Origin of the sequence: Burkholderia sp. Ap-955 (assembly GCF_011753045.1) — a bacterium.
Lineage (GTDB): Bacteria > Pseudomonadota > Gammaproteobacteria > Burkholderiales > Burkholderiaceae > Burkholderia > Burkholderia lata_D.
The window spans coordinates 39,563-62,353 of sequence record NZ_VWWH01000037.1; the positions used below are offsets into that span (position 1 = coordinate 39,563).

Annotated in this window: 24 protein-coding genes, 4 tRNA genes and 1 pseudogene; 10 read left to right on the top strand and 19 right to left on the bottom strand. The window is 62.5% G+C overall.

Annotated features, from left to right (window positions below):
• Positions 1 to 124: 124 nt before the first annotated feature.
• Both map and F3J15_RS20200 read right to left on the bottom strand, forming a co-directional pair.
• Positions 125 to 931 carry a type I methionyl aminopeptidase gene (gene map, locus F3J15_RS20195; RefSeq protein ID WP_069247500.1) on the bottom strand — a complete coding sequence of 269 codons (807 nt, stop codon included), beginning with the start codon at positions 929 to 931 and terminating at the stop codon, positions 125 to 127.
• Positions 931 to 1,167 (bottom strand): ParD-like family protein, encoded by a 237-nt coding sequence (locus tag F3J15_RS20200; protein WP_039348336.1) that lies wholly within the window; start codon positions 1,165 to 1,167, stop codon positions 931 to 933. The genes map and F3J15_RS20200 overlap by 1 nt, the downstream gene beginning before the upstream one ends.
• A gap of 140 nt (positions 1,168 to 1,307) precedes the next feature.
• Here F3J15_RS20200 and F3J15_RS20205 point away from each other — a divergent pair, with 140 nt between their 5' ends.
• The 5 genes from F3J15_RS20205 to F3J15_RS20225 all read left to right on the top strand — a co-directional run bounded on the left by F3J15_RS20205 (position 1,308) and on the right by F3J15_RS20225 (position 5,314).
• Positions 1,308 to 1,931 carry a helix-turn-helix domain-containing protein gene (locus F3J15_RS20205; RefSeq protein WP_166893618.1) on the top strand — a complete coding sequence of 208 codons (624 nt, stop codon included), beginning with the start codon at positions 1,308 to 1,310 and terminating at the stop codon, positions 1,929 to 1,931.
• A 58-nt stretch (positions 1,932 to 1,989) separates the two neighbouring features.
• A complete protein-coding gene (locus tag F3J15_RS20210; protein WP_089445217.1) occupies positions 1,990 to 2,538 on the top strand; it encodes a GNAT family N-acetyltransferase in 549 nt (182 codons plus the stop codon).
• A 1,154-nt stretch (positions 2,539 to 3,692) separates the two neighbouring features.
• Complete coding sequence (locus tag F3J15_RS20215; protein WP_069247496.1) at positions 3,693 to 4,382, top strand: hypothetical protein; 690 nt, start codon at positions 3,693 to 3,695, stop codon at positions 4,380 to 4,382.
• Between the two features lie 87 nt (positions 4,383 to 4,469).
• Positions 4,470 to 4,700, top strand: a complete 231-nt coding sequence (locus tag F3J15_RS20220; protein ID WP_069247495.1) for a hypothetical protein — start codon at positions 4,470 to 4,472, stop codon at positions 4,698 to 4,700.
• 311 nt (positions 4,701 to 5,011) lie between these two features.
• Positions 5,012 to 5,314 (top strand): hypothetical protein, encoded by a 303-nt coding sequence (locus tag F3J15_RS20225; RefSeq protein WP_144020631.1) that lies wholly within the window; start codon positions 5,012 to 5,014, stop codon positions 5,312 to 5,314.
• Positions 5,315 to 5,619: 305 nt separating this feature from the next.
• On the opposite strand, the gene F3J15_RS20230 is transcribed toward F3J15_RS20225, so the two are convergent.
• Entirely contained in the window at positions 5,620 to 6,036 is a 417-nt protein-coding gene (locus tag F3J15_RS20230) for an AidA/PixA family protein (RefSeq protein WP_089445216.1), read from the bottom strand.
• Positions 6,037 to 6,332: 296 nt separating this feature from the next.
• Here F3J15_RS20230 and F3J15_RS20235 point away from each other — a divergent pair, with 296 nt between their 5' ends.
• Both F3J15_RS20235 and F3J15_RS20240 read left to right on the top strand, forming a co-directional pair.
• On the top strand, positions 6,333 to 6,644 hold the full coding sequence (locus F3J15_RS20235; RefSeq protein WP_144020630.1) for a hypothetical protein: 312 nt from the start codon (positions 6,333 to 6,335) through the stop codon (positions 6,642 to 6,644).
• Positions 6,645 to 7,763: 1,119 nt separating this feature from the next.
• A complete protein-coding gene (locus F3J15_RS20240; protein WP_144020629.1) occupies positions 7,764 to 8,078 on the top strand; it encodes a hypothetical protein in 315 nt (104 codons plus the stop codon).
• Between the two features lie 340 nt (positions 8,079 to 8,418).
• Here the strand turns inward: F3J15_RS20240 and F3J15_RS20245 are convergent, their stop codons facing one another.
• The 10 genes from F3J15_RS20245 to uvrC form a co-directional block, all read right to left on the bottom strand.
• The gene (locus F3J15_RS20245) at positions 8,419 to 8,982 is read right to left on the bottom strand and encodes a TlpA disulfide reductase family protein (protein ID WP_089445215.1); all 564 of its coding nucleotides are present in this window, start codon (positions 8,980 to 8,982) and stop codon (positions 8,419 to 8,421) included.
• Positions 8,972 to 10,039, bottom strand: a complete 1,068-nt coding sequence (locus F3J15_RS20250; RefSeq protein ID WP_240159038.1) for a transporter — start codon at positions 10,037 to 10,039, stop codon at positions 8,972 to 8,974. The genes F3J15_RS20245 and F3J15_RS20250 overlap by 11 nt, the downstream gene beginning before the upstream one ends.
• Before the next feature lie 152 nt (positions 10,040 to 10,191).
• Positions 10,192 to 10,554, bottom strand: coding sequence for a DUF2946 domain-containing protein (locus F3J15_RS20255; RefSeq protein WP_089446039.1), 363 nt, complete (start codon positions 10,552 to 10,554; stop codon positions 10,192 to 10,194).
• A gap of 510 nt (positions 10,555 to 11,064) precedes the next feature.
• Positions 11,065 to 11,205 (bottom strand): hypothetical protein, encoded by a 141-nt coding sequence (locus F3J15_RS20260; protein ID WP_166893620.1) that lies wholly within the window; start codon positions 11,203 to 11,205, stop codon positions 11,065 to 11,067.
• Positions 11,206 to 11,308: 103 nt separating this feature from the next.
• A tRNA-Cys gene (locus tag F3J15_RS20265) sits at positions 11,309 to 11,382 on the bottom strand.
• Positions 11,383 to 11,482: 100 nt separating this feature from the next.
• Positions 11,483 to 11,558 (bottom strand) — tRNA-Gly (locus F3J15_RS20270).
• Between the two features lie 51 nt (positions 11,559 to 11,609).
• Positions 11,610 to 11,685, bottom strand: a tRNA-Gly gene (locus F3J15_RS20275).
• 53 nt (positions 11,686 to 11,738) lie between these two features.
• A tRNA-Gly gene (locus tag F3J15_RS20280) sits at positions 11,739 to 11,814 on the bottom strand.
• A 135-nt stretch (positions 11,815 to 11,949) separates the two neighbouring features.
• Positions 11,950 to 12,537 (bottom strand): CDP-diacylglycerol--glycerol-3-phosphate 3-phosphatidyltransferase, encoded by a 588-nt coding sequence (gene pgsA, locus F3J15_RS20285; protein ID WP_011351424.1) that lies wholly within the window; start codon positions 12,535 to 12,537, stop codon positions 11,950 to 11,952.
• A 90-nt stretch (positions 12,538 to 12,627) separates the two neighbouring features.
• Positions 12,628 to 14,661 (bottom strand): excinuclease ABC subunit UvrC, encoded by a 2,034-nt coding sequence (gene uvrC, locus F3J15_RS20290; RefSeq protein ID WP_166893622.1) that lies wholly within the window; start codon positions 14,659 to 14,661, stop codon positions 12,628 to 12,630.
• A gap of 76 nt (positions 14,662 to 14,737) precedes the next feature.
• Between uvrC and earP the strand changes: the two genes are divergently transcribed.
• From earP to F3J15_RS20305, 3 genes are all read left to right on the top strand, one after another.
• Positions 14,738 to 15,931, top strand: coding sequence for an elongation factor P maturation arginine rhamnosyltransferase EarP (gene earP, locus F3J15_RS20295; RefSeq protein ID WP_166893624.1), 1,194 nt, complete (start codon positions 14,738 to 14,740; stop codon positions 15,929 to 15,931).
• Positions 15,932 to 16,058: 127 nt separating this feature from the next.
• The gene (efp, locus tag F3J15_RS20300) at positions 16,059 to 16,616 is read left to right on the top strand and encodes an elongation factor P (RefSeq protein ID WP_011351421.1); all 558 of its coding nucleotides are present in this window, start codon (positions 16,059 to 16,061) and stop codon (positions 16,614 to 16,616) included.
• Between the two features lie 270 nt (positions 16,617 to 16,886).
• Positions 16,887 to 18,272: a sigma-54 dependent transcriptional regulator gene (locus F3J15_RS20305; protein WP_039348354.1), complete on the top strand. Its 1,386-nt coding sequence runs from the start codon at positions 16,887 to 16,889 to the stop codon at positions 18,270 to 18,272.
• Between the two features lie 190 nt (positions 18,273 to 18,462).
• Here F3J15_RS20305 and nagZ read toward each other — a convergent pair whose 3' ends face one another.
• The 6 genes and pseudogenes from nagZ to F3J15_RS20335 form a co-directional block, all read right to left on the bottom strand.
• Positions 18,463 to 19,491, bottom strand: coding sequence for a beta-N-acetylhexosaminidase (nagZ, locus tag F3J15_RS20310; RefSeq protein ID WP_085039819.1), 1,029 nt, complete (start codon positions 19,489 to 19,491; stop codon positions 18,463 to 18,465).
• Between the two features lie 16 nt (positions 19,492 to 19,507).
• Positions 19,508 to 19,936, bottom strand: coding sequence for a holo-ACP synthase (gene acpS / locus F3J15_RS20315; protein ID WP_011351418.1), 429 nt, complete (start codon positions 19,934 to 19,936; stop codon positions 19,508 to 19,510).
• Between the two features lie 72 nt (positions 19,937 to 20,008).
• Positions 20,009 to 20,785: a pyridoxine 5'-phosphate synthase gene (pdxJ, locus tag F3J15_RS20320; RefSeq protein WP_046545252.1), complete on the bottom strand. Its 777-nt coding sequence runs from the start codon at positions 20,783 to 20,785 to the stop codon at positions 20,009 to 20,011.
• Positions 20,782 to 21,618 carry a DNA repair protein RecO gene (gene recO / locus F3J15_RS20325; protein ID WP_089445210.1) on the bottom strand — a complete coding sequence of 279 codons (837 nt, stop codon included), beginning with the start codon at positions 21,616 to 21,618 and terminating at the stop codon, positions 20,782 to 20,784. Before recO ends, pdxJ begins: the two co-directional genes overlap by 4 nt.
• A complete protein-coding gene (gene era / locus F3J15_RS20330; protein ID WP_166893626.1) occupies positions 21,605 to 22,504 on the bottom strand; it encodes a GTPase Era in 900 nt (299 codons plus the stop codon). The genes recO and era overlap by 14 nt, the downstream gene beginning before the upstream one ends.
• Before the next feature lie 60 nt (positions 22,505 to 22,564).
• Positions 22,565 to 22,791 (bottom strand): annotated as a pseudogene (locus tag F3J15_RS20335) (ribonuclease III); the annotation flags it as partial.

The following is a 22,791-nucleotide window of genomic DNA, read 5'->3' on the forward strand; positions in this document are numbered from 1 at the left end:
TCGGTCGCCGCGTTCGCGCGTCAATCGCGCGCGCCGCGCAACGTCGAACGAAAGTGAAACGGGCCCCGCAAAGGGGCCCGTTTCACTGTGCCGCTGCACCACCCTTCGTGGCGCACGGCAGGTATCACGCAGCGTGCGTGCCGGACAGCGCCGGGAACGCCTGCGGCTTCGCGTCCTCGGTCAGCACCTCGAAGCCCGTTTCCGTCACCACGACCATGTGCTCCCATTGCGCCGACAGTGAATGGTCCTTCGTGACCACCGTCCAGCCGTCCGCCAGCATGCGCGTGTCGCGCTTGCCCGCGTTGAGCATCGGCTCGATCGTGAAGATCATCCCCGGCCGGAGCGGCACGCCGGTGCCCGGACGGCCGTAGTGCAGCACCTGCGGCTCGTCGTGATAGACATCGCCGATGCCGTGCCCGCAGTATTCGCGAACCACGCTGAATCCTTCGCGATGCGCGACCTGCTGGATCGCGTAGCCGACGTCGCCGAGCGTCGCGCCCGGACGCACCGCGCGAATGCCCGCGTGCATCGCTTCATAGGTCGTCGCGACGAGGCGCCGCGCAAGCTCGTTCGGTTCGCCGACGAAATACATGCGGCTCGTATCGCCGAACCAGCCGTCCTTGATCACCGCGATGTCGAGGTTCACGATGTCGCCGTCGCGCAGCGGCCGCGACGTCGGGATGCCGTGACACACCACGTGGTTGACCGACGTGCACAGCGTCTTCGGATAACCGTGGTAGCCGATGTTCGCCGGAATCGCGCCGAGCACGTCGACGATGTATTCACGGCAGCGTGCGTCCAGATCATCGGTGGTGACGCCCGGCTTCACGTGCTCGGTGATCATCGTCAGCACCTGCGACGCGAGCTTCGCGGCTTCGCGCGACTTGGCGATTTCCGCGGCGCCGCGGATCGGGATTTCTCGTTTCGCCATTACGCCACCTGCTCGATGCCGTGCTCGACCGGTTCCGCCGGCCCCGTCTCACCGCCCCGTGCTTCGGCCTCGATCAGCATCCGGCAGATGTCACCGTAGGACAGCGCCGGATTGAGTTCCGCCAGCATCCCGACGCGCAGCCAGTGTTCGGCCTGCGCGTTGATCGAGCGGCTCAGCGCCGTGCTGGTCGAGCGCAGCCGCTCGTGCATGTGCTCGGAAATCTTGATGATGCCCATATATCCCCAATTAAACGAAACGTAGTCGATTCGTATATTACGCCGCGCACGACTGCCGGGCAAGCCGTTGGAATTCCGTCGAGCGTCTGAGGTCGATCCCGTTGACAGTAAATTCCAGTTTGCTGGAAAATAAATCCATCATGAAAGAACCAGCGACCGCCGTTACCGACGACACCGGCATCAACGAACGCATCGCCCGGCGCGTACGCGACCTGCGCACCGGGCGAGGCTACACGCTCGATGCGCTGGCCGCGCGCTCAGGCGTCAGCCGTTCGATGATCTCGCTCATCGAACGCGCATCGGCCAGCCCGACGGCCGTCGTGCTCGACAAGCTCGCGGCCGGGCTCGGCGTATCGCTGGCTGGCCTGTTCGGCGGCGATCCGGACGACACGCCCGCGCAGCCGCTGGCCCGCCGCGCGCAGCAGGCCGAATGGCGAGATCCGGCGTCCGGCTATGTGCGCCGCAACCTCTCCCCGGCCGGCTGGCCGTCGCCGATCCAGCTCGTCGAGGTGGATTTCCCGCCCGGCGCACGCGTCGCGTACGACAGCGGTGGACGCGAAAGCGCGCTGCATCAGCAGGTGTGGGTCATCAGCGGCCGCGTCGACGTCACGTTCGGCGACACGCTTCACGAACTTCACGAAGGCGACTGCCTGGCCATGCGGCTCGACCAGCCGCTGATTTTCAGCAATCCGTCGTCGCATGCCGCCCGCTATGTCGTCGCGATCTGCGATGCGTCTGCCGCCGCCGGCGTGCGGAACCTCTGATGAACGCGTCGTCGCAGTTGCCGTGCGCGCGCCCTATCCATTGCCCACAGGAGCCGATATGAATTCCCCGAAACAGCGCGACGACGTGCGCCTGATCGATTGCAGCGAGGCCGAGCATGCGCCGGCCATCCTCGAGATCCTGAACGACGCGATCGCGAACTCGACCGCGCTGTACGACTACAAGCCGCGTCCACCGGAAGCGATGGTCGCGTGGTTCGCGGCGAAGCGCGCGGGCGGCTTCCCGGTCATCGGCGCGGTCGATGCGTCGGGCACGCTGCTGGGCTTTGCGAGCTGGGGCACGTTCCGCGCGTTTCCCGCCTTCAAGTACACGGTCGAACACAGTGTGTACGTGCATCGCGACCAGCGCGGCCGGGGGCTGGGCGAGGTGCTGCTGCGCGAAGTGGTCCGGCGCGCGCGCGAAGCGCAGGTACACGTGGTGGTCGGCTGCATCGATGCGACCAATGCGGGAAGCATCGCACTGCATACGAAACTGGGCTTCGTGCACTCGGGCACGATCGCGGAGGCGGGATTCAAGTTTGGCCGCTGGCTCGATGCGGCGTTCTATCAGCTGACGCTCGACACGCCGGCGCAGCCGGTGGATGGGTGATCGGCGGGAGGCCGTTGCATGCGCCGTGCGCGTCGGCCACCAAGCGATGCGGAGACGTGTAGCGTGCAAGCGTGCCGCCACCTCCTCTTCTTGGCCCAAAAAGCGCGCTTCTCGCCTGCTCGTCAGGGCCGCTGGGCAACTCGGGTTCCAAAGCACTTCCCGGTCACATGAGCACGCAACCCCCGCGGCACCTGCAATCATCACCCCGATGGTGCAACAGTGCCTGCGCCCTGTCTGACAAGGTTCGCGCCTAAAGCGACGCCGCGACCTACGCCCGCCTTTTCGGGGACGAGCCGTTGCCGACCCACTGCGGTCTCCCGCAACGCTCTGGCGCAGACCTTCGAAGCAATCGTTGAGCGCATCGCAGATACACTGCGGCTGCGCCCCTTCAATAGCCCTAGGTAGATTTCCTGCAACGAGCTCAACGCCGCATTCCTCCAACCGCCTTTTCGCGGCAACCAAGAACTTTGTTCCCCGAGCATCAGGTGCGTACTCGTGAATCAATTCAATCCGCACCTCTTTGCCGCGGAGCACGCTCTCCCCTTACCAGTCTCCCGACGCGCTATGTAACAACCCGGCGCGAGCGGAACGGGCAATTTGCAGTAGAGCGGTAACGGCAGCCGTAGTTTCATTTACCGAATATTCATCGTGATCGGCACTCGGATCCGAAACCGAAACTACAACGCTCGGCGCTGACAAAAACATCCGCTATTGCCAACAGAGAAACGCTCAATTTAATTAAATATAAAATCATAAAATTGACACCTAAGGGTAAACGATAAATCGTTTACCACACCTTATTTAAGGAAATTTCCTAAGATGATCTAACGGGGATGACGGACTGGATTATTTCCTGCCACCGGAAAATCATTACGGCACTTCTTTTTTAAAAACTATTGAGAAATTTCACCAGAGCCTCCGGCAGTCGCCAATGGGGCGGAAAGACCTATTGCCGACGACAAACATTCCGAGCACGAGCACTGGATGCCTGTCAAAAAATATACAACCCGAATCCCGGGCGCTGTAGATTTTGTCTACCAAAGAGTATCAGACCGTCAATCGCAGATTACGGAGACATTTATGTAAAAAATCAAGCCACCCATGAACCCAGTGCAGCGAGGCACAAAATCCATCTTTCATCGTGGAGACAGAAAATGACTTCTTATTATGTTGATTTCAACAATGATACCAAGCAGACCTGGACTATGGCTGTATACCAGACCCTGCCGAGTTCAATTGGACTGGAGAGCGTGTCGTGGAAGCAAACGACCGTCCCTCAAAGTGGCGCCAGCGGTGTGACGTGGGATATTTTCTACAACGTCGCCATTGCCAATTACCAGCAGATCGGTGGTATTGGAGTCTACAAAGCCAGTCAGACGTTGAAGACGGAATTGGGAACGGCATGGGACTGCATTTTCCAAGATAACGTCCAGCAATTGGTGCCGGGGTCCGGTTCCGTACCGGGAGATTCCGTCCTGATCAATAACAAGTCGACCAATCTCGCGAACCTTGGCATCGGCATGAGCGGTCAGGGATCGGTGTTCAAGAAGGGCGTGGTCAGCGGCGCATCGGCTCAGTTCCAGGTGACACCGACTTATTGGGTCGGCTTGTTCAATTCACTCGTCCTCGGCGAAGTGATTTCAAGCAATGTCGTGGTGGGTCCGCTACAGCTGTCCTACCCTAGCGGGCAGAATCTCGCGACTGTCAACGCATACATGGACGGCAACACGATCAAGCTCAACGTCACATACGGCCAGCAAGTTGCTGTCGAAAATAATGTGGCGGAAAGAATCATTGCTGCGCAACCAGCGCGGTCCGGGATTTTGCTCGAATACGGTAACTAAATGGCTGCGTGCCATTGTTATGCGAGAGATAAGTACCGTAACGGTGCCTATTTTGTTACCCATTACTTTTCGACCGAGACAATCGATATGCGCACCATTGCCAAGATTCTCTTTCCGACCTTGATGGCCTGCCTTTTTTTCAACGGTGAAGCCGGCGCCGCCGAAAAATCCTTCTGCTATTACCATCACAATTGTCCTGCCGACGGAAAGCTGCCGAAAGGTCAGTTGCCCGAGCAATACACCAAGCGGCAATGCACGAACGGAGGAGGAAAGAGCTGGGGCGAAGGCCCGAAGAGCTGCGAGAATGTGAACGATTGATGGGGCAATCGCCTCTAAAAACGAGTCCACCTCGTCACACGAGGTAATAGCAGGAAGAATCGCATAATTATTTAACATCCCAACAACTGCTTTTATATTTATGACGCACCTTCACCTCGTGCCTGAACGGTGCGTTCGCAGCCCCTGCCACTTCCCTCGTTGTGGCAGGGGGTTTTTTAGTGTCCTCCGATATTACGGTCGCACGGTCTGGTCATGCCATAGGCGGGCCTTCCAAACGAGTTGCCCGAATTCCGCCAACGCGTGGGACAGGACGAGTTGCTCGACGCCTGGAGCACAACCACCTTCAGGAAATGACGCTCGAACAACGCTTCGTGCCGGAACGCGTGCATGTGCACCGAACGTTGGAGGGCCGCACGACGGCGACCATTGATGGAAAGCCCACACCGGCGTCGGCCACAAGTACTTTTTCCCCGCGGGGCGACAGCGCCTTTCCGGTCCTGCCGGTCACAGGGTGGCATTACTCTCGCCCGTTCAATGGCCGGGAACCCGCCATCGATGGCATGAAAGCCGCATGCGGAGCGACGCCGATCGCATCGCGGTCGTCCGCAACGTTCAACGACGTCGGCTCTGGTAAAGCGACCGATGGTCGTTGAGACTGAGGTAATCGCTCGCGAGCGGCAGATGCGCGACCGACAATTCCGCCTCCAAACGCAACGGATTCGAAGCCGGCGGACGTTCAGTCCGCGTCCGGAACATCTGCCCCCAGTTTCCCGCCAAAGCAACTTTTCTGCAGGTTCGCGAGATTTGACTGACTCATCGCCGCCAGCCGCTGGCGGGCTATGCTCGCCACCACACTGCTAGCCCGTCAAAACAACTTGACGGGCCACGCCACATCGCCCCAACTCAAGACAAGCAACCAATTTTGGCGATCAGCAATTAATTAGAGTCGTCAATTCAATTACTCGCTCTCATCTTCGGACGCGCGAGGAGTTGCAGTAATAAACGGATCGAAACTCATAGGAGGCGAATCATCAAGAATCAAACTCATACTATATTGGACCTTGGTACCCGCCTTCGCAACATACGCCTGTGTGCTAGTCACGCCACCCGGCGGGATATGATCAACATTGATCATGCCAGAATTTACAGCCTGCCCGTTAATTCCAGCTATTGAAACATCATTCCCAGGATTAATTGATGTAACAGTCCATTGAATCGTATCCTTGACCTTGCATGTCGTCTGCAACTCATTCCCGCCCTCTCCATTGACTCCAACGTACCCGGTCGAATCGATCATATACGTGTATTTGGCAAGATTCTTCTCCTGAAGAGCCTTGCTAACATTGACGACCACCAGAACATAACGGATTGCCATGACGCCCTCATTTATAAAAAATAGATCATAAATTGATTCGAGCCAAAATCACCACAAAGCAGCCACTCCAAACCTCAAATACCCGCCACAACCAGAAACAACTCCTGCACCGTCGATACTAACCCCGTCAATGAAAATTTCAATTACAGCCAATAACATCCATCAACCCTCGAAAAGAATCAATTAACCCGACAATTAACAAAATTCGATCAAACGAGATCTTCGATTGACGAAACATTTTCATCATCTAGAATCATTCTGAGCTTCACCTCATCAACAATCGAAAGGAATCGAAAATGGAAACGATCAAACCGAATATTCTCGAAATTTACAAAGACGCAAGAGTCATTCGGATCGAGGCAAGTCCGAATATCTACACCAACAATCTGCTCGCCACACTGGCCCAGCGAAACGGCGACGAAATCCATTTTCAATTTCTGGCCGACCCATCAAGAGGTCAATCCGCAATAGATCACATTTACGTTGCACTAATGGCCAGCCTCTATTCCGGCCGCCCCGTAACCATTCAAACGAATGGAAGAGCGAGCACAGAGGGATACGGCTACATTAGCAATTGCACCATTTCCGCCCCCCAGTCTTCACAATGAATCTCAACTGTTGATAGGCGAGCAAAACCGCTCCGTTTGCAGCCGGTTTTTTCATCGAAAACAGGCCCACATGTTCGAATGCCGGCTTGGGACGCCAAGCAGGAAAACCGGAGCGCTTGCGGTGAGCATGTTGGCCAAAATCCGGCGAAAGCATTTCCCGATGGCGTCCCTCTCCGGGATATTTCCCGACGTACCGGGCTGTCCAGCAACACGATCAGACGAGGGCTTCGAGAGCCATTCGCTCGCGAGGGATGAAGGTTCGCAGCGCGGTGCGTTCGGTCCTATGTCGTTCGAATATGAGGACGCGTTCCAGTTTGACTGGGCTGCGAACACGTCCCCATCTGCGGATTGCGCCGGCGCCTCTAAGCGGCGCATGTAAAACTCGCGACAAGCCGGGCATTCTCGCTTGTTGGGTACGACACCCGAAGTCGTGAAATGTTGTTCAGTTCGTCGTTGTCGGCCGAGAACACTTCATCCTTGATGCTGATAAGGATCGTGCCGAGCCTCCGCTTCCGAACTGTCGACAACGCGGCAACGATCAGCTCCGCCGACTGTAGTGGTCAAATGAATCCGGACACTGATTTAGGTGAGAATGCTCGCGGTCTGAACCGCCTGGATTTCTAGAACAGATCGAATGGCGGACTGGCACCGGCTGTCGCGGAAGAAAAACTTAACGCAGTGTCCGGAACGAGTCGACCACTACAGGTGGAGGTCAACGTACGCGTCGCCCTCTTCCTCAGTGTCAAAGGTCTGGGAAAGTGGCTTTTGGTAGCAGGTTCGCCCGCTTGATGGGGCATCCCTCGTGCCGGACGGCCGCAGTCGTTTGCTCGCCATGCCCAGATGAACTCGCCTCGATTGCCAACTAGCCGATTGACGGATGGTTGGCGTCGGTTTTTAGTTGATTGCAGGCGACTCTTTACCACTCTGAACAACTTCGTTACAAGGACGAAAGCGACGCAGAAAAAAGAAAAGCCCCGCCGAAGCGGGGTTTTATCTCGTTCTACCTTGAGGCGCGAGCCGGAGTCGAACCGGCCTAAACGGCTTTGCAGACCGTCACATCTTATTTCATATCAATCACTTATTATGTTTAACGGCCCAACTTAACCGCCTTTCCAGTGTATGGGCGGACTGAAACAACTAGACGATCTGGTACGGCAAGCAAAGCAACTCGAAGTGGCACTGAACTCTCGCGCTCGGCAGGCAGCCGATGAGTTGTTTTCCGACTACGTGAAATTATTCAGGGCCCACATGGAGGCCAGTGGCTTTACGGTGCAAGCATCGCAGGTCAATGCGATAGCCCAATACGGCAGCACAAATATCATGATGGCTTGTGACTTCGCCGAGGAGCAGCGTACAAGCTCAATTGTTGTTCGCATCGAATCCCCAGCACTGGATGACGAATATTCAGTGAATGTGTCACGCATTCCGGTATAGAACGCTGGCGAAATAACACCAAAGAGCCCCATCGAAAAAGCGCAACAGCGGCTAGCCACGCTGAAACAAGAGTACACAAGTGACGCACACTTGCGCTTCATCGTGCATCCGCGAAACTCTGCACCCATAGAACGCGACACGTTCCAGTCCGTCCTCGAGCTGCTGCTGCCTGAATGACGTATCCGTCCCTCCTGTAGTTCAGGGGAGGGAACTATAAACGCAAGGCTTATTCAATCACTTGCGACCTATCCCCGCCAGTGCAAATCCGAACGAGAAAGCGTCCCGTCGGGGTGCATAGCGACTGGCGGGGAGCCGCCTGACAATGTGATCGATACCGATTCTATCTTCGCAAGAGCGGCGCAACGACGCGCTCGAGGCGCTCGGCAGTCCACGACGGTTGCGGATCGTCCCAGCCATTGTCGACGAGGAGCCCGTTCCGGTCGATCGTGAAGTTCACCGGGATCCGCCACATGCGCCCGTAGCCTCCGGCATAGGCACTCCCCAACAGCCCCACCGGAAAGCTCAGGCCGGCCGCCACCTGCCGCACCTCCGCGGGGTTGTCCGGCCCGTCCAGGCTGAAGCCGAGCACGCGCAGGCCGTTCGCCGCATGGCGCGCGGCATACGCGGACAACAGCGGCAGTTCGGTCCGGCAGGGCTCGCACCATGTGGCCCAGAAGGTCAGGATGACGACATTACCCCGCAAATCCTCACTGGCGATGCTTTGTCCGTCGAGCGTGTGCAGGACGAGGCCGGGCGCCGGACGGCCGACCGTCAGACTGCCGGCCTGTGCGGCCGGCAGCCATCCGCCGACGCCGGCGCCCAGTGCAAGCCCTCCAGCCATGCGCAGCCAGTCGCGCCTCGCCCGGCGACGCCCGCGGCTTCCCCCCAAACCGTCAGAACGCATAGCTCGCCCCCACCGTGCCCGACCAGCGCGGGAACAACTGATAGCCGCTGAGCCTGCTGTACAGCGCCTTCTGGACGAACGCATAGACGCTCAGGTTCTTCATGACGTTCACCGTCACGCCGGGCGACAGATAAACGACCGTGCCGGCCGTGTTGCCGGTGTCGGCGAGCGCCCCCTGGTCCGAACTCTTGCGCGTCACGTTGATCTGGAGCTGCGGCACGATCCTCGGGTTCTCCTCGTAACGCAGGCCGACGCTGACCGTCGCCTGGTTACCGGGCCGGAAGTCCTCGCCGAGGCCGCGAAGATTCTCGACCACCGCAGCCTGGAATTGACCGTTGATGAACGCGTCGAAATTCTGGCTGATCGGCTGATAGTAGTACGCACCGACGATCAGATCGGTACTGCCCGTCCCGGGCTGCAGGCTCGTGTCGAGGGCCTGGCCGTTCGCGTTGTTCGGGCCTGACGAGAAGAACACCGGGCTACGCCCGACGTTGGCGCCCGTCAGCACGTTCTGGCCGCCGTACTTTCCCGTCGGCAGCTTGACCCCCAGTTGCACGCCGAGATTGCGGGTCGGCAGGAAGCCCTGATAGCTGGCGATCAGCTTGATGTCGCCCAGCCCCTTGCTGGTGACGCCGCTCAGATTGTCGGGTGTGAGCTGGTCCGGCGTGGCATTCCCGTACGTCGAGTGGCCCCGATCGACGAACGGCACGATCGCGCTGAAGTTCCACTTGGGGTTCGGGCTGTAGCTGATGCCCAGGTTCCAGTAGCGGTTGATCGTCTGGTTCTCGACCTCCTGGCTGCCGCCTGCCGCATTGATCGCCGCCGGTACGACGGCCGAAACCGCATGCGTTCCGCTGCGCAACTGGTTCTGCGGGATGAAGGTGTAGTCCAGGCTGATACGCCAGCCCGGCATGGCCGAATATCCCATCGCGGCATCCGTGCTCAGCGAGCAGCCACAGGTCGCGCAGGCGTGGGCGGCAACCGGCAGGGTCAAGCCCGTCAGACAGGCGAACGCGGCCAACGCCGCGTCGACGGTCTTCTTCGATTCGATTCGCATGTCGTTCCCCTCTCATGTCGTGTGCATGCATGCGCGTTATCCGCAACATGGCGGACGCGCGGTGCGAGATGACCCGATTGCCGGCTCTTGGCCGCGGGCGTTTCACGCGCCGCGGGGGGAGCCTGTGCGGATCAACTGCTGGAGTGACTACGTCAGAGGTAGAACGGCGAATCGCGGGGCCGGCCCGCCCGGGGGATATCCCGAAGGACAAACGGGCGTGAAGCGGGTGGATGCGCGACGGCATAGCCGGGAACCGCCAGCCATTGCGGCAAGGACGGTGACGGTGCAGGCGCATGATGCACGAGCAGGTCGCAATACCCGCAAGCCGCGAAATGGTCAGCGGCAAGTGCGTGATTGTCTGCGTCGGGCTGTCCGTCGGCCGAACAGATCGATGCGACTGGCGCATTCTGGTCATGGGAGACCAGGGCATGGCTCACGAGCGGCGCAATGACGACGAGCAGCATGGCAAACATGCCAAGCCACGCTGCCAGACGATTGCGGGAACGTGCAGTCATGATGAGCGGCATCGGGACGGTGGCTGGATCTTAGCCGAAGCGAGCCGTGGCAACCGGAAAATCGTCGTCGGCACGATACGGCCCTGCCCCGGACGGTTCTCGTGACGGCGCGCGTTCGAAACCGGCCGCCGGGATCCGGCAGCCGTTTGCGATGACGATCGTGCTGCGGATCGGTACGCGCGCACTGTCCGCTCGTCGGTTTGACTTCATTGAACTGTCCCCCGCCTGGTCGATGGGCCAGGCGGCGCCGAAGTCGCATGGCGCGCCTTGAGCCTTTCGATTTCTGAATTCGATAACGCAAACGGCGTGCCATGTGAAGCAAGCGCCCGCCGTCATTACACGTCAGGCGTATGCAAAAAAAACGCCGTCGTGTTGATCGCATGAAGTGTTTCAGACCTGCAACGCTGTCGTCGACATCGTGACGAACGTGTCGGCACGACGCGTGATGCGGACGTTCTTCCAAGCTGACGTCGATCGGATACGGCCACTTGCCTGCTTCGCGCGAGGCACTCAATCGAGGTTGCGCAACACCATCGGTACGATGCGCACTGTCGCAGACAATTTCGCGTGCGTCAGGTCATTCGTCGCATCAACGAATGCTTCCGTTTCAGTCTCGCAACGCATACGTGAATTTCGTTCCAGACGACTCATGTTCAATCCGCAGTCCAACATCGGACGCTTGGCGGTTGCAACGTCGCGGAAAGTGGCGCTGGGCGCAGAAAAAAGAAAAGCCCCGCCGAAGCGGGGCTTTATCTGGAGGCGCGAGCCGGAGTCGAACCGGCCTAAACGGCTTTGCAGGCCGCTGCATAACCGCTTTGCTATCGCGCCAAAAGCGGACTGTGCGAATGCCGTGAGGCAAGCGACAGATTTTTTATTCGAGGACTGAAAGTCCATCAAATAAAAGGGGAAGCGTGGCTTCCCCATTACTTGGAGCGGGAGACGAGTCTCGAACTCGCGACCTCAACCTTGGCAAGGTTGCGCTCTACCAACTGAGCTACTCCCGCATTGTCCTGCATCTGCAGCGCTTCGCCGACCAACACGCTGCCAGAAAAATCTGGAGCGGGAGACGAGTCTCGAACTCGCGACCTCAACCTTGGCAAGGTTGCGCTCTACCAACTGAGCTACTCCCGCATGTGTCCTGCATCTGCAGCGCTTTGCCGACCAACACGCTGCCAGAGAAAATCTGGAGCGGGAGACGAGTCTCGAACTCGCGACCTCAACCTTGGCAAGGTTGCGCTCTACCAACTGAGCTACTCCCGCGTATTGCTGCGCTACTGCTTCCCCGTCACACACTTACTTCGTCGTGCAGCGGAGAAGCGAGATTATGTCGAAGGCACATTCGTGTGTCAAGGGCTTTTCCAGCCCTTTTTACAAAAACCTGCTCGACTGCACGCATCACGCGCCGCCGCGCTCGCGAATCTGCGGCCATGCGAGCTTCATGTAGTACAGCATCGACCAGATCGTCAGCACCGCGGCGAGATACATCAACCATTCGCCCCACACGCGCGTGTCGATCGTCGCGACGCCGAGCGGCAGCGGCCCGTAGAACAGCAGCATCGGAATCGCGACCATCTGGCATGCGGTCTTGAACTTGCCGAGCTGGTTCACCGCGACGCTCTTCGACGCGCCGATCTGCGCCATCCACTCGCGCAGCGCCGAAATCGCGATTTCGCGGCCGACGATCACGAGTGCGATCGCCGCGTCGACCCGCGAAATCTGCACGAGGATCAACAACGCGGCCGTCACCATCAGCTTGTCCGCCACCGGATCGAGAAATGCACCGAACGACGACGTCTGGTTCCACTTGCGGGCCAGATAGCCGTCGAACCAGTCGGTCAGCGCCGCGAGTATGAAGATCGCCGCCGCCGCAAGATTGCGATGCGCGCCGCCCATCACCGTGTCCGGCAGATAGAACACGCCGACGACGAGCGGAATCAGCACGATTCGTACCCACGTCAGGAAAATCGGGAAATTGAACGGCATGGCATGCGGGACAGTAAAGGATTCGCAATTGTGCCGTGTCGACCGGCCTGCCACAAGAACGCTGGCAAGGCTGCCGGCCGCACGGCCGCGTCAGTGAAGCTGCTTGTAGATCTGCTCGGCGAGCGCGTGCGAGATGCCCTCGACGCTCGCGAGTTCCTCGACGCTCGCGGCCACCACCCCGCGCAACCCGCCGAACCGCGCGAGCAGCCGTTGCCGACGCTTCGCCCCGACGCCCTCGAGTTCCTCGAGCCGCGACGTCTGGCGCGCCTTCGCCCGCTTGGCACGCATGCCGGTGATCGCGAAGCGGTGCGCCTCGTCGCGGATCTGCGCGACGAGCATCAGCGCGGCGCTTTCCTTGCCGAGTTCGAGCGGCGTACGGCCGTCCGCGAACACGAGCGTCTCGAGGCCGACCTTGCGGCCCTCGCCTTTCGCGACGCCGACCAGCATCGACGTGTCGAGACCGAGCTCGGTGAACACCTGGCGCGCGATTTCGACCTGACCCTTGCCGCCGTCGATCAGCACGATGTTCGGCAGCAGGCTCGATGCCTCGGCCTGGCGCGTCGACTCGCCGTCGATGCCGGCCGCATCGTCGGCGGCAGCCGCCTGCGCGGCCTGCTCGACCATCCTCTCGTAGCGACGCGTGAGCACCTGCCGCATCGCCGCGTAGTCGTCGCCCGGCGTGATCCCGGTGATGTTGTAGCGACGGTATTCGCCCGACTGCATCTTGTGATGGTGGTAGACCACGCACGACGCCTGTGTTGCCTCGCCCATCGTATGGCTGATGTCGAAGCATTCGATCCGCAGCGTCGCGAGATCGTCGCATTCGTAGCTGAGCGTCTCCGCGAGCGCACGCGTGCGCGCCTGCTGCGAGCCCTGCTCGGACAGCAGCCGCATGAGCGCGATCTGCGCATTCTGCTCGGCCATCGACAGCCACGCGCGCCGCTGCCCCTGCGGCTGCCGCACCAGCGACACCTTGTGGCCGGCCTGCTCGGACAGCAGCTCGAGCAGGTCGCGGCTCGCGGGCGCATGGCTCACGACCAGCACGGGCGGCACGCGGTTGCCGAGATAGTGCTGCGCGATGAACGCGTCGAGCACCTCGGCCTCGACCGACGCCGCCGCGTCACCGCGCGTGCGGCCGGGTTCTTCCGCGGGCAGGTCGGGCAATGTATCGGCGGACGCATCGGCCGCCTCCGCCAGTTCGGAGTCGTCGCCGATCCCGCCCTCGGCGAGCGTCAACGCGCTTTCGACGTGCGTCGGGAAATACGCCTTGTCGCCGAGATGCCGGCCGCCGCGCACCATCGCGAGGTTCACGCACACGCGCCCGCCCTGCGCGACGACGGCCAGGATGTCGACGTCGCTGTCGCTGCCGACCTCGATCGCCTGCTGGTGCAGCACCGTCGCGAGCGAGCTCATCTGGTTGCGCACGGCCGCCGCCTGTTCGAATTTCAGCTCGGCCGCGAACGCGTGCATCTTCTGCTCGAGTTCCTTCATCACTTCGGACTGCCGGCCGAGCAGGAAACGCGCGGCATTCGATACGTCGATCGCGTAGTCCTCGTCGGAGATCGCGCCGACGCACGGCGCCGTGCAGCGCCCGATCTGGTGCAGCAGGCACGGCCGCGTGCGGTTGTTGAAGACCGAATCCTCGCAGGTGCGCAGCTGGAACACGCGCTGCAGGATCTGGATGCTCTCGCGCACGGCCCAGGCGCTCGGAAACGGCCCGAAATACTGGTTCTGCTTGTCGACCGAACCGCGGTAGTAGGCCATCCGCGGAAAGCGGTGCGCGGTGAGCTTCAGGTACGGATACGACTTGTCGTCGCGAAACAGGATGTTGTAGCGCGGCGCGAGCGCCTTGATCAGGTTGTTCTCGAGCAGCAGCGCCTCGGCCTCCGAGCGCGTGACGGTCGTCTCGATGCGCGCGATGCGCGTGACCATCATCGCGATGCGCGGCGACAGCTGCGTCTTCGTGAAATAGCTCGATACGCGCTTCTTCAGGTCGCGTGCCTTGCCGACATAGAGCACGGCGCCCGCCGTGTCGTAGTAGCGATAGACGCCCGGCATGTGCGGCAACTGCGCAAGGATCTTCTTCGGTTCGAACGGGGTATCGGAAGCTTCAGGGGATGTCATGCGTGATCCGGGCGCCTTGTAACGCGGAACGGGTCTATTAGAATCGCCAGTTTAGAGCATTCACCGGCCCGCTTCGATGCCCCGCACCACCGCTGCCCCCCTGCCCGCCGCGCCGCTCGCGCCGGGCGAACCGATCGCCTGCGACCTCTTCTGTACGGTGGTCGACAATTTCGGCGACATCGGCGTCTGCTGGCGCGTCGCGCGCCAGCTCGCGCACGAGCACGGCTGGCAGGTTCGCCTGTTCGTCGACGACCTGCGCACGTTCGCGCGCCTGCTGCCCGGGGTCGATCCCGACGCGGGGCGGCAGACGGTCGACGCGATCGTGATCGAGCACTGGCATGCGGAAGCCGGCGACGCATTGGAGATCGCCGACGTCGTGATCGAAGCGTTCGCGTGCGAGCTGCCCGGCGCGTATCTCGCGGCGATGGCGCGACGCGAACGGCGCCCCGTGTGGATCAACCTCGAATACCTGAGCGCCGAGGACTGGGTCGCCGATTTCCATCTGCGGCCGTCGCCGCATCCGCGCTACCCGCTGCTGAAGACGTTTTTCTTCCCCGGCCTGTCGGCCGGCACCGGCGGCGTCCTGAAGGAACACGACCTCGATGCGCGCCGCACGACCTTCGAAGCCGATGCGGCGGCGCGCGACGCTTGGTGGCAGCGCGCGACCGGCGGCGCGCCGCCCACCGCCGGCACGACCGTCGTCAGCCTGTTCGCGTACGAGAATCCGGCCGTCGACGCGCTGCTCGCGCAGTGGCGCGACGGCCCGACGCCGGTCGTCGCACTCGTGCCGGCCGGTCGCGTGTCGCCTGCCGTCGCGCGTTTTTTCGGGGTCGAGTCGTTCGGCGCGGGCACGCACGCGCGCAGCGGCAACCTGACTGCTCACGGGCTCGCGTTCGTCCCCCAGGCCGACTACGATCCGTTGCTGTGGGTGGCCGACCTCAATTTCGTGCGCGGCGAGGATTCGTTCGTCCGGGCGCAGTGGGCCCGCAAACCGTTCGTATGGCACATCTACCCGCAGGCCGACGACGTGCACCTGCCGAAGCTCGACGCCGCGCTCGCCCACCTGTCGGCCGGCCTCGCCGACGCGCCGCGCGCGGCGCTCGAGCGGTTCTGGCACGCATGGAACGGCGTCGGCACGCCCGACTGGGCCGATTTCTGGCAGCACCGCGCCGCACTGGACGCCAACGCGGTCCGCTGGGCCGATGCGCTCGCGGCCGTCGGCGATCTCGCCGGAAAGCTGGCGGAATACGCAAAATCTCAGTTAAAATAAGCGGTTATCCGACGGCTGACCAGGCAAGCGCTCGCTTTTGGCGTCCACCGGAACGCACCGCTTGCGCCGTCAGCCGTTGCGCAACGCTCAGGCACCTATTTATTTGATTTGATCAGGACAGTTTTTTATGAAAACCGCACAGGAACTCCGCGTAGGCAACGTCGTGCAGATCGGCAGCGACGCATGGGTCATCGCCAAGGCTGAATACAACAAGTCGGGCCGTAACTCCGCCGTCGTCAAGATGAAGATGAAGAACCTGCTGACGAACGCAGGCCAGGAAGCGGTCTACAAGGCTGACGACAAGTTCGACGTCGTCGTGCTCGACCGCAAGGAAGTGACGTACTCGTACTTCGCCGATCCGATGTACGTGTTCATGGACGCCGACTACAACCAGTTCGAAGTCGAAGCGGAAATGATGGGCGAAGCGCTGAACTACCTCGAAGACGGCATGGCTTGCGAAGTCGTGTTCTACAACGAGAAGGCGATCTCGGTCGAACTGCCGACGGTCCTCGTTCGCGAGATCACCTACACGGAGCCGGCAGTCAAGGGCGACACGTCGTCGGGCAAGGTGCTGAAGAACGCGAAGCTCGCAACGGGCTTCGAACTGCAAGTGCCGCTGTTCTGCAACACCGGCGACAAGATCGAAATCGATACGCGTACGAACGAATACCGCAGCCGCGCGTAATCGCCAGCGATACCCGCATCGAACAAAGCGCCCTTCGGGGCGCTTTTTGTTTGCCCGGCGCCAACAACCGGGCGAGAATCAGGGTCATGTAAAGCACAAAAATCCACCGGTAAAGATATTCAATTTGTATCATCGGTAACTGTTTTATAGCGTCGGAGAAATAATGCTCGTGACGCGTTCAGCGGGGCATAAAATCAGTTTTTAATCCGACATGCGGCTGCGGCCCCGACGGCCGACAGCCCGCCTCTCTTGACTCGACTCGCGTCCACCATGCCACACGCCCTGATTGTCGAAGACGATCCCAACAGTCTGTCCGGCCTCACCGCGCTGCTTGCCGCAGACGGCTTCTCGGTCGACACGGCCACGTCGCTCGCCGAAGCGCGCACGGCGCTCGGCCGCTCGATTCCCGACGTCGTTCTGGTCGACCTGAACCTGCCGGACGGCAGCGGGTTCGACCTGCTCCAGCACCTGCCGCAGCAACAGCCGAACGGCTCGCTGCCCGTCATCGTGCTGACCGGCAATGCGACGGTCGAGAGCGCCATCGAGGGCCTGCGTCACGGCATCTGGGACTACCTGCTGAAGCCGATCAACATTCCGCGCCTGCGCAGCCTGCTCGCGCGGATCCCGCGTCCGTACGAACTGATCGACGAAGTGCAGTCGCTGCGCGCCTCGCTGCGCCATCTCGGCCGCTTCGGCGCGCTGGTCGGCCGCAGCGACGCGATGCAGCACGTGTACGACATGATCGAGCACAACGCGCGCACCGAGACGGCCGTACTGTTCTCGGGCGAAGCCGGTACCGGCAAGAAGCTGGCCGCGCGCACGCTGCACGACCTGAGCCGGCGCCGCAAGGGGCCGTTCGTGTCGTTCGACTGCCGGACGATCGCGCAGGCCGGCCGGCATGGCGCCTCGCTCGACAGCGTGCTGTTCGGCCATGAGCGCGGCGCGTTCGACGGCGCGGAGCGCCGCGAATCGGGCCTGTTCGAACAGGCCGGCGGCGGCACGCTGTTTCTCGACGAAATCACCGCACTGCCGCTCGTGCTGCAGGAAGCGCTGCTGCATGCGCTCGATTCGCAGAACTTCATGCGGATCGGCGGCACGAGCTCGATCACGAGCGATTTCCGGCTGATCGCGACCACGCGCCGCCCGGCGCGCGAAGCGGTCGCGAACGGCACGCTGCGCGAGGATCTGTGGCTGCGCCTCGATGCGGCATCGATCACGATGCCGCCGCTGCGCGAGCGCGACGGCGATGCGCTCGCGATCGCGGATGCGCTGATCGACGAACTGAACCGCGACGCGCGCGCAACCGGCCGCAGCACGACCGACAAGCGCGCGGCGCCGGGCTTCGTACGTGAATGCCTGTCCTACGAATGGCCGGGCAACGTGCGCGAGCTGCAGGAGCGCGTGCGCTTCGCGTACGACGCATCGGGCGATTTCATCGAGACGCTGCGCGCGGGCGAGCCGAGCTTCTCTGCCGGCGCCGCCCTGAACGGCAGCAGCGTGCAGATCAAGGTCGGCACGCCGCTGTCCGACGTCGAGGATCTGCTGATCCGCGCGACACTCGACGCCGTCGGCGGCACGCGCCACCGCGCGGCAACGCTGCTCGGCATCAGCCCGAAGACGCTGTACAACAAGCTGCAGCGGATGAAGGTGAACTGAGCAGGCGACGATGCTCGAAGGTACTGGCAGGGCTTGACCGTTAGTTGCGCCAAAGCACACTTGGTCGACCTGCCTGATTCCTGAAGCTGCCCGGTTCGCACCGGCAGTAATTCATGAAAAAGCCGCGCGATTGCGCGGCTCGTTTGTTTCTGCGACCGGAATGGCGCGCACCGCGCCATCCCCTCCCCGCTCAGGCCAGTGCGCTGCTCAACAGCGCCTGCGCCTGCAGATACTCGGGCTGCGCGATCAGCTTGTCCCACTTGAGCGCCTTGCCGCGCGCACGCATCCGCTTGATGCGTCGCACCGACTCGTCCGTGGCCCGCGCTTTCAGCCCGTTCAGCACGACCTCGGCCGCGTCCGGCTGGTTGCAGACGAGCACCATGTCGCAACCGGCCGCGAGTGCGGCGTCGGCCGCCTGCGTGAGCGTGCCGCCTTCGCGCGCGGCTTCCATCGACAGGTCGTCGCTGAAGATCGCGCCCGTGAAGCCGAGCCGTCCGCGCAGGATGTCCTGCAGCCACACGCGCGAGAAACCGGCCGGCCGCTTGTCGACCTGCGTGTAGATCACGTGCGCGGGAATCACCGCGGACAGCGACAGACCGAGCCAGTCGTACGGCGCGACGTCCTGCTTGAGGATCGCGTCGAGGGTACGGTCGTCGGTCGGCAACGCGACGTGCGAGTCGGCCTCCGCGAAGCCGTGCCCCGGGAAATGCTTGCCGCAGTTCGCCATCCCGGCGAGCGACAACCCGTGGTTCAGGCTCTTCGCGAGCAGCGTGACGACGCGCGGATCGCGATGGAACGCGCGATCGCCGATCACTTTCGAGTGCCCGTAGTCGAGGTCGAGCACGGGCGTGAAGCTCATGTCGATCCCGCATGCACGCAGCTCGGCGGCCAGGATGTAGCCGACGGCCGTGGCGACCTTCGTCGCGAGCAGCACGTCGCGATCCCACAGCTCGCCCAGGCGGCGCATCGCGGGCAGCACCGTGAAGCCGTCGGTGCGGAAACGCTGCACGCGGCCGCCTTCGTGATCGACGGCGATCAGGATGTCTTCGCGCACCGCGCGGATCGAGTCGGTCAGCGCGGTCAGTTGCGCGCGGTTCTGGAAGTGCCGCGCGAACAGGATCACGCCGCCGGTATTCGGATGCGCGAGGCGCCGCGCATCGTCGCGCGACAGGGCCGTGCCGACGACGTCGAGCATGACCGGGCCGGGAGTCGTTTTCATTGAATCGGGAATTCCGTCAGGAGGAGGTTCGGGAAACAGGTGCAGGCGCGGCGTCCGTCTCGGCGACCACGAACGACACCGCATAGTCGCGTTCGTCGCTGACCGTCACGCGCGCCGTGATGCCACGGGCCGCAAGCCAGTCGGCCAGCTCGCCCGATGCAACCACGTACGGCTCGCCACTCGGGTGGTTGAGGGTCTGCAGCGCACGCCACGTCATCGGCCAGTGCATGCCGAGCCCAATCGCCTTCGAGAACGCTTCCTTCGCGGAAAAGCGCGTCGCGAGGAACGCGATGCCGCGCGCCTCGGAGCGGGCACGGCGCGCATGGAACACACGCAGCTCGTCGGGGCCCAGCACCTTCTCGGCAAACCGGCCGCCCGTGCGTTCGAGCACCGCCGCGATGCGGCTCACCTGGGCGATGTCGGTACCGATGCCGTAGATCGCCACGTCAGTACGCGCCGGTACGACCCGGCCGGGCCGGGTCAGGCATGACGCGCAACGCGCGGCGGCATGTCATCTTCAGCGCGCGCCGCCATGCAGCGCGGCAACGCGTGCGGCAACCATGATCGCCTTCATTTCGCGCACCGCGTTGTCCCAGCCCGCGAAAATCGCGTGCGCGACGATCGCGTGGCCGATGTTCAGTTCGACGATGCCGTCGATCGCGGCGATCTGCTGCACGTTCGTGTAGTGCAGCCCGTGACCGGCATTGACCTTCAGGCCAAGCTGCGCGCCGGCCTGAACGCCCGCGACGATGCGCTCGTATTCGCGCTGCTGCTCGGCTTCGTCGTGCGCTTCGGCGTAACGGCCCGTATGCAGCTCGATCACCGGCGCGCCCGCTTCGTGCGCGGCACGGATCTGCGTCTCGTCCGGATCGATGAACAGCGACACGCGCACGCCCACGTCGGCAAGCTGCTTGCACGCCGCACGCACGGCCTCGAAGTGGCCGGCGACATCGAGACCGCCTTCGGTCGTCAGTTCCTCGCGCTTCTCGGGTACGAGGCACGCGTCGTGCGGACGCACTTCGCAGGCGATATCGAGCATCTCGGCCGTCACCGCGCATTCGAGGTTCATGCGCGTCTTCAGCAGCGGACGCAGCTTGCGCACATCCGCATCGACGATGTGGCGGCGATCCTCGCGCAGGTGCAGCGTGATCGCATCCGCACCGGCTTCTTCGGCGGCGAGCGCCGCGCGGATCGGATCGGGATAGGTCGTGCCGCGCACATTGCGCAGCGTCGCGACGTGGTCGATGTTGACGCCGAGGTCGATGGCGGTGGGCGTTGTCAGGAAGAAGCTCATAGGTTTTGCAGGTCGATCAGGATCTGACGCGTGGCAAGCGGCGTACCGCCGAGATAGGTGTTCAGCAGGAAGCGCATCAGCGTCTTGCTTTGCGCAACCGTCTGGGCTCGATGGTAATCGTCCTGCTCCATATCGAGCAACGTCTGTCCGGAAATGACCGGCCAGTGCGATGGGACTTCGTCGTCCGCATTGCGCACGCCACGCTCGGGATCGAACACGTAGCGACGATCGGGCTCGACCGCGCGGCGCGCGACCGTGCGGTTCAGCGCCATCGCGTAGCCGGTCTCGCGCAGCAGCACGCGCTCGAACGAGCGCAGCACCTGCACCGCGGGTTCGCCGTGCGCGAGGCGCGTGAGGGTCAGCACGTAATGATTGAAGAGCGGCGGCTGGGGATCTTCGCGTGCGCAGAATTTCACGAGCAGCTCGTTCACGTAGAAGCCGCACAGGAGCCCGTCGCCGCCGAGCGGCAGCATCCCGCCGACCCACTCGGCGCCCGTCAGCGTGCGCACTTCGGATTTGCCCGACCAGGACAGCAGCAGCGGCTGAAAGGTCTGCAGTACGCCGCGCAACGCGGAGTGCGGGCGCTTCGCACCCTTCGCGACGAGCGCGAGCCGGCCATGATCACGCGTCAGCACGTCGATGATCAGGCTCGTTTCCCGATACGGATAACTGTGCAGCACGTATGCCGGCTGCTCGGCGACACGGAAATCGGACGTGCGTGACGTCGCGCGCCGCGCCTTGCGCGGCGGTTCGGGCGGTGCCGGCAGCGGCGCATCGTTCGCACCGGCCGTCACCGCGTCTTCAGTCGACGTCAGCGCGTCATTCGTACCCATAGGCGCGCAGCCCCGCCTCGTTGTCGGCCCAGCCGCTCTTCACCTTCACGAAGGTCTCGAGATACACGGGGCCGTCGAACAGCTTCTCCATGTCCATCCGCGCCTCGGTGCTGATCTGCTTGAGCTTCTCGCCCTTCTTGCCGATCACCATCGCCTTGTGCGAATCGCGTTCGACGAGGATCGTCGCGAAGATGCGCTTCAGGCGCCCTTCCTCCTCGAACTTGTCGATCAGCACGGTGCTCGTGTACGGCAGTTCGTCGCCGGTCCAGCGGAACACCTTCTCGCGCAGGATTTCGGCTGCGAGGAAACGCGAGCTGCGGTCGGTCAGTTCGTCCTCGCCATAAATCGGCTCGCCTTCCGGCAGGTACGGCTTGATCGTGTCCAGCAGGCGCTTGATGTCTTCCGGTTTCTGCGCCGACAGCGGCACGAGCTCGGTGAATTCGCGCATCTCGCTCACCTTCTGCATGAACGGGAACAGCGTGGCCTTGTCGTTCACGCGGTCGATCTTGTTCGCGATCAGCAGCGTCGGCATGCCGGGCGGAATCAGGTCGAGCACCTTCTGGTCGTCAGGGCCGAAGCGGCCGGCCTCGATCACGAACAGGATCACGTCGACCGACGTGAGCGTCGACGTGACCGCGCGGTTCAGCGAACGGTTCAGCGCGGTGCTGTGGCGGGTCTGGAAACCCGGCGTGTCGACGAACACGAATTGCGCGTCATCGAACGTATTGATGCCGGTGATGCGGTGGCGGGTCGTCTGCGCCTTGCGCGACGTGATGCTGATCTTCTGGCCGACGAGTGCGTTCATCAACGTCGACTTGCCGACGTTCGGGCGGCCCACGATCGCGATCATGCCGCAACGGAAACCGGTAGGAGCGGGAGTGTTCATATCGTTTGGGAGACAGGTTCGGAAACGGCCGCGCGGCGCGCGGCACGATCGATGGGCAATTCAGTGGTCGGCATCGGCCACGCGCGCCTGCGCGGCGGCGAGGCTCGCGCCGCCCGGCGGCGTCTCGGAATCCGGTGCCGCGGCGTCGCGTGTGCGCGCAGCCGCACGCGAAGCGGGGTCGGTACCGGCGGACGGCTTGTCGGCGGACGACGATGCCGGATCGGCGGCCTGGCCAGCCGGCTTGTCGGCCGCGCGTACGGCGGGCACGGCTTCCGCGGGCTTCTCCG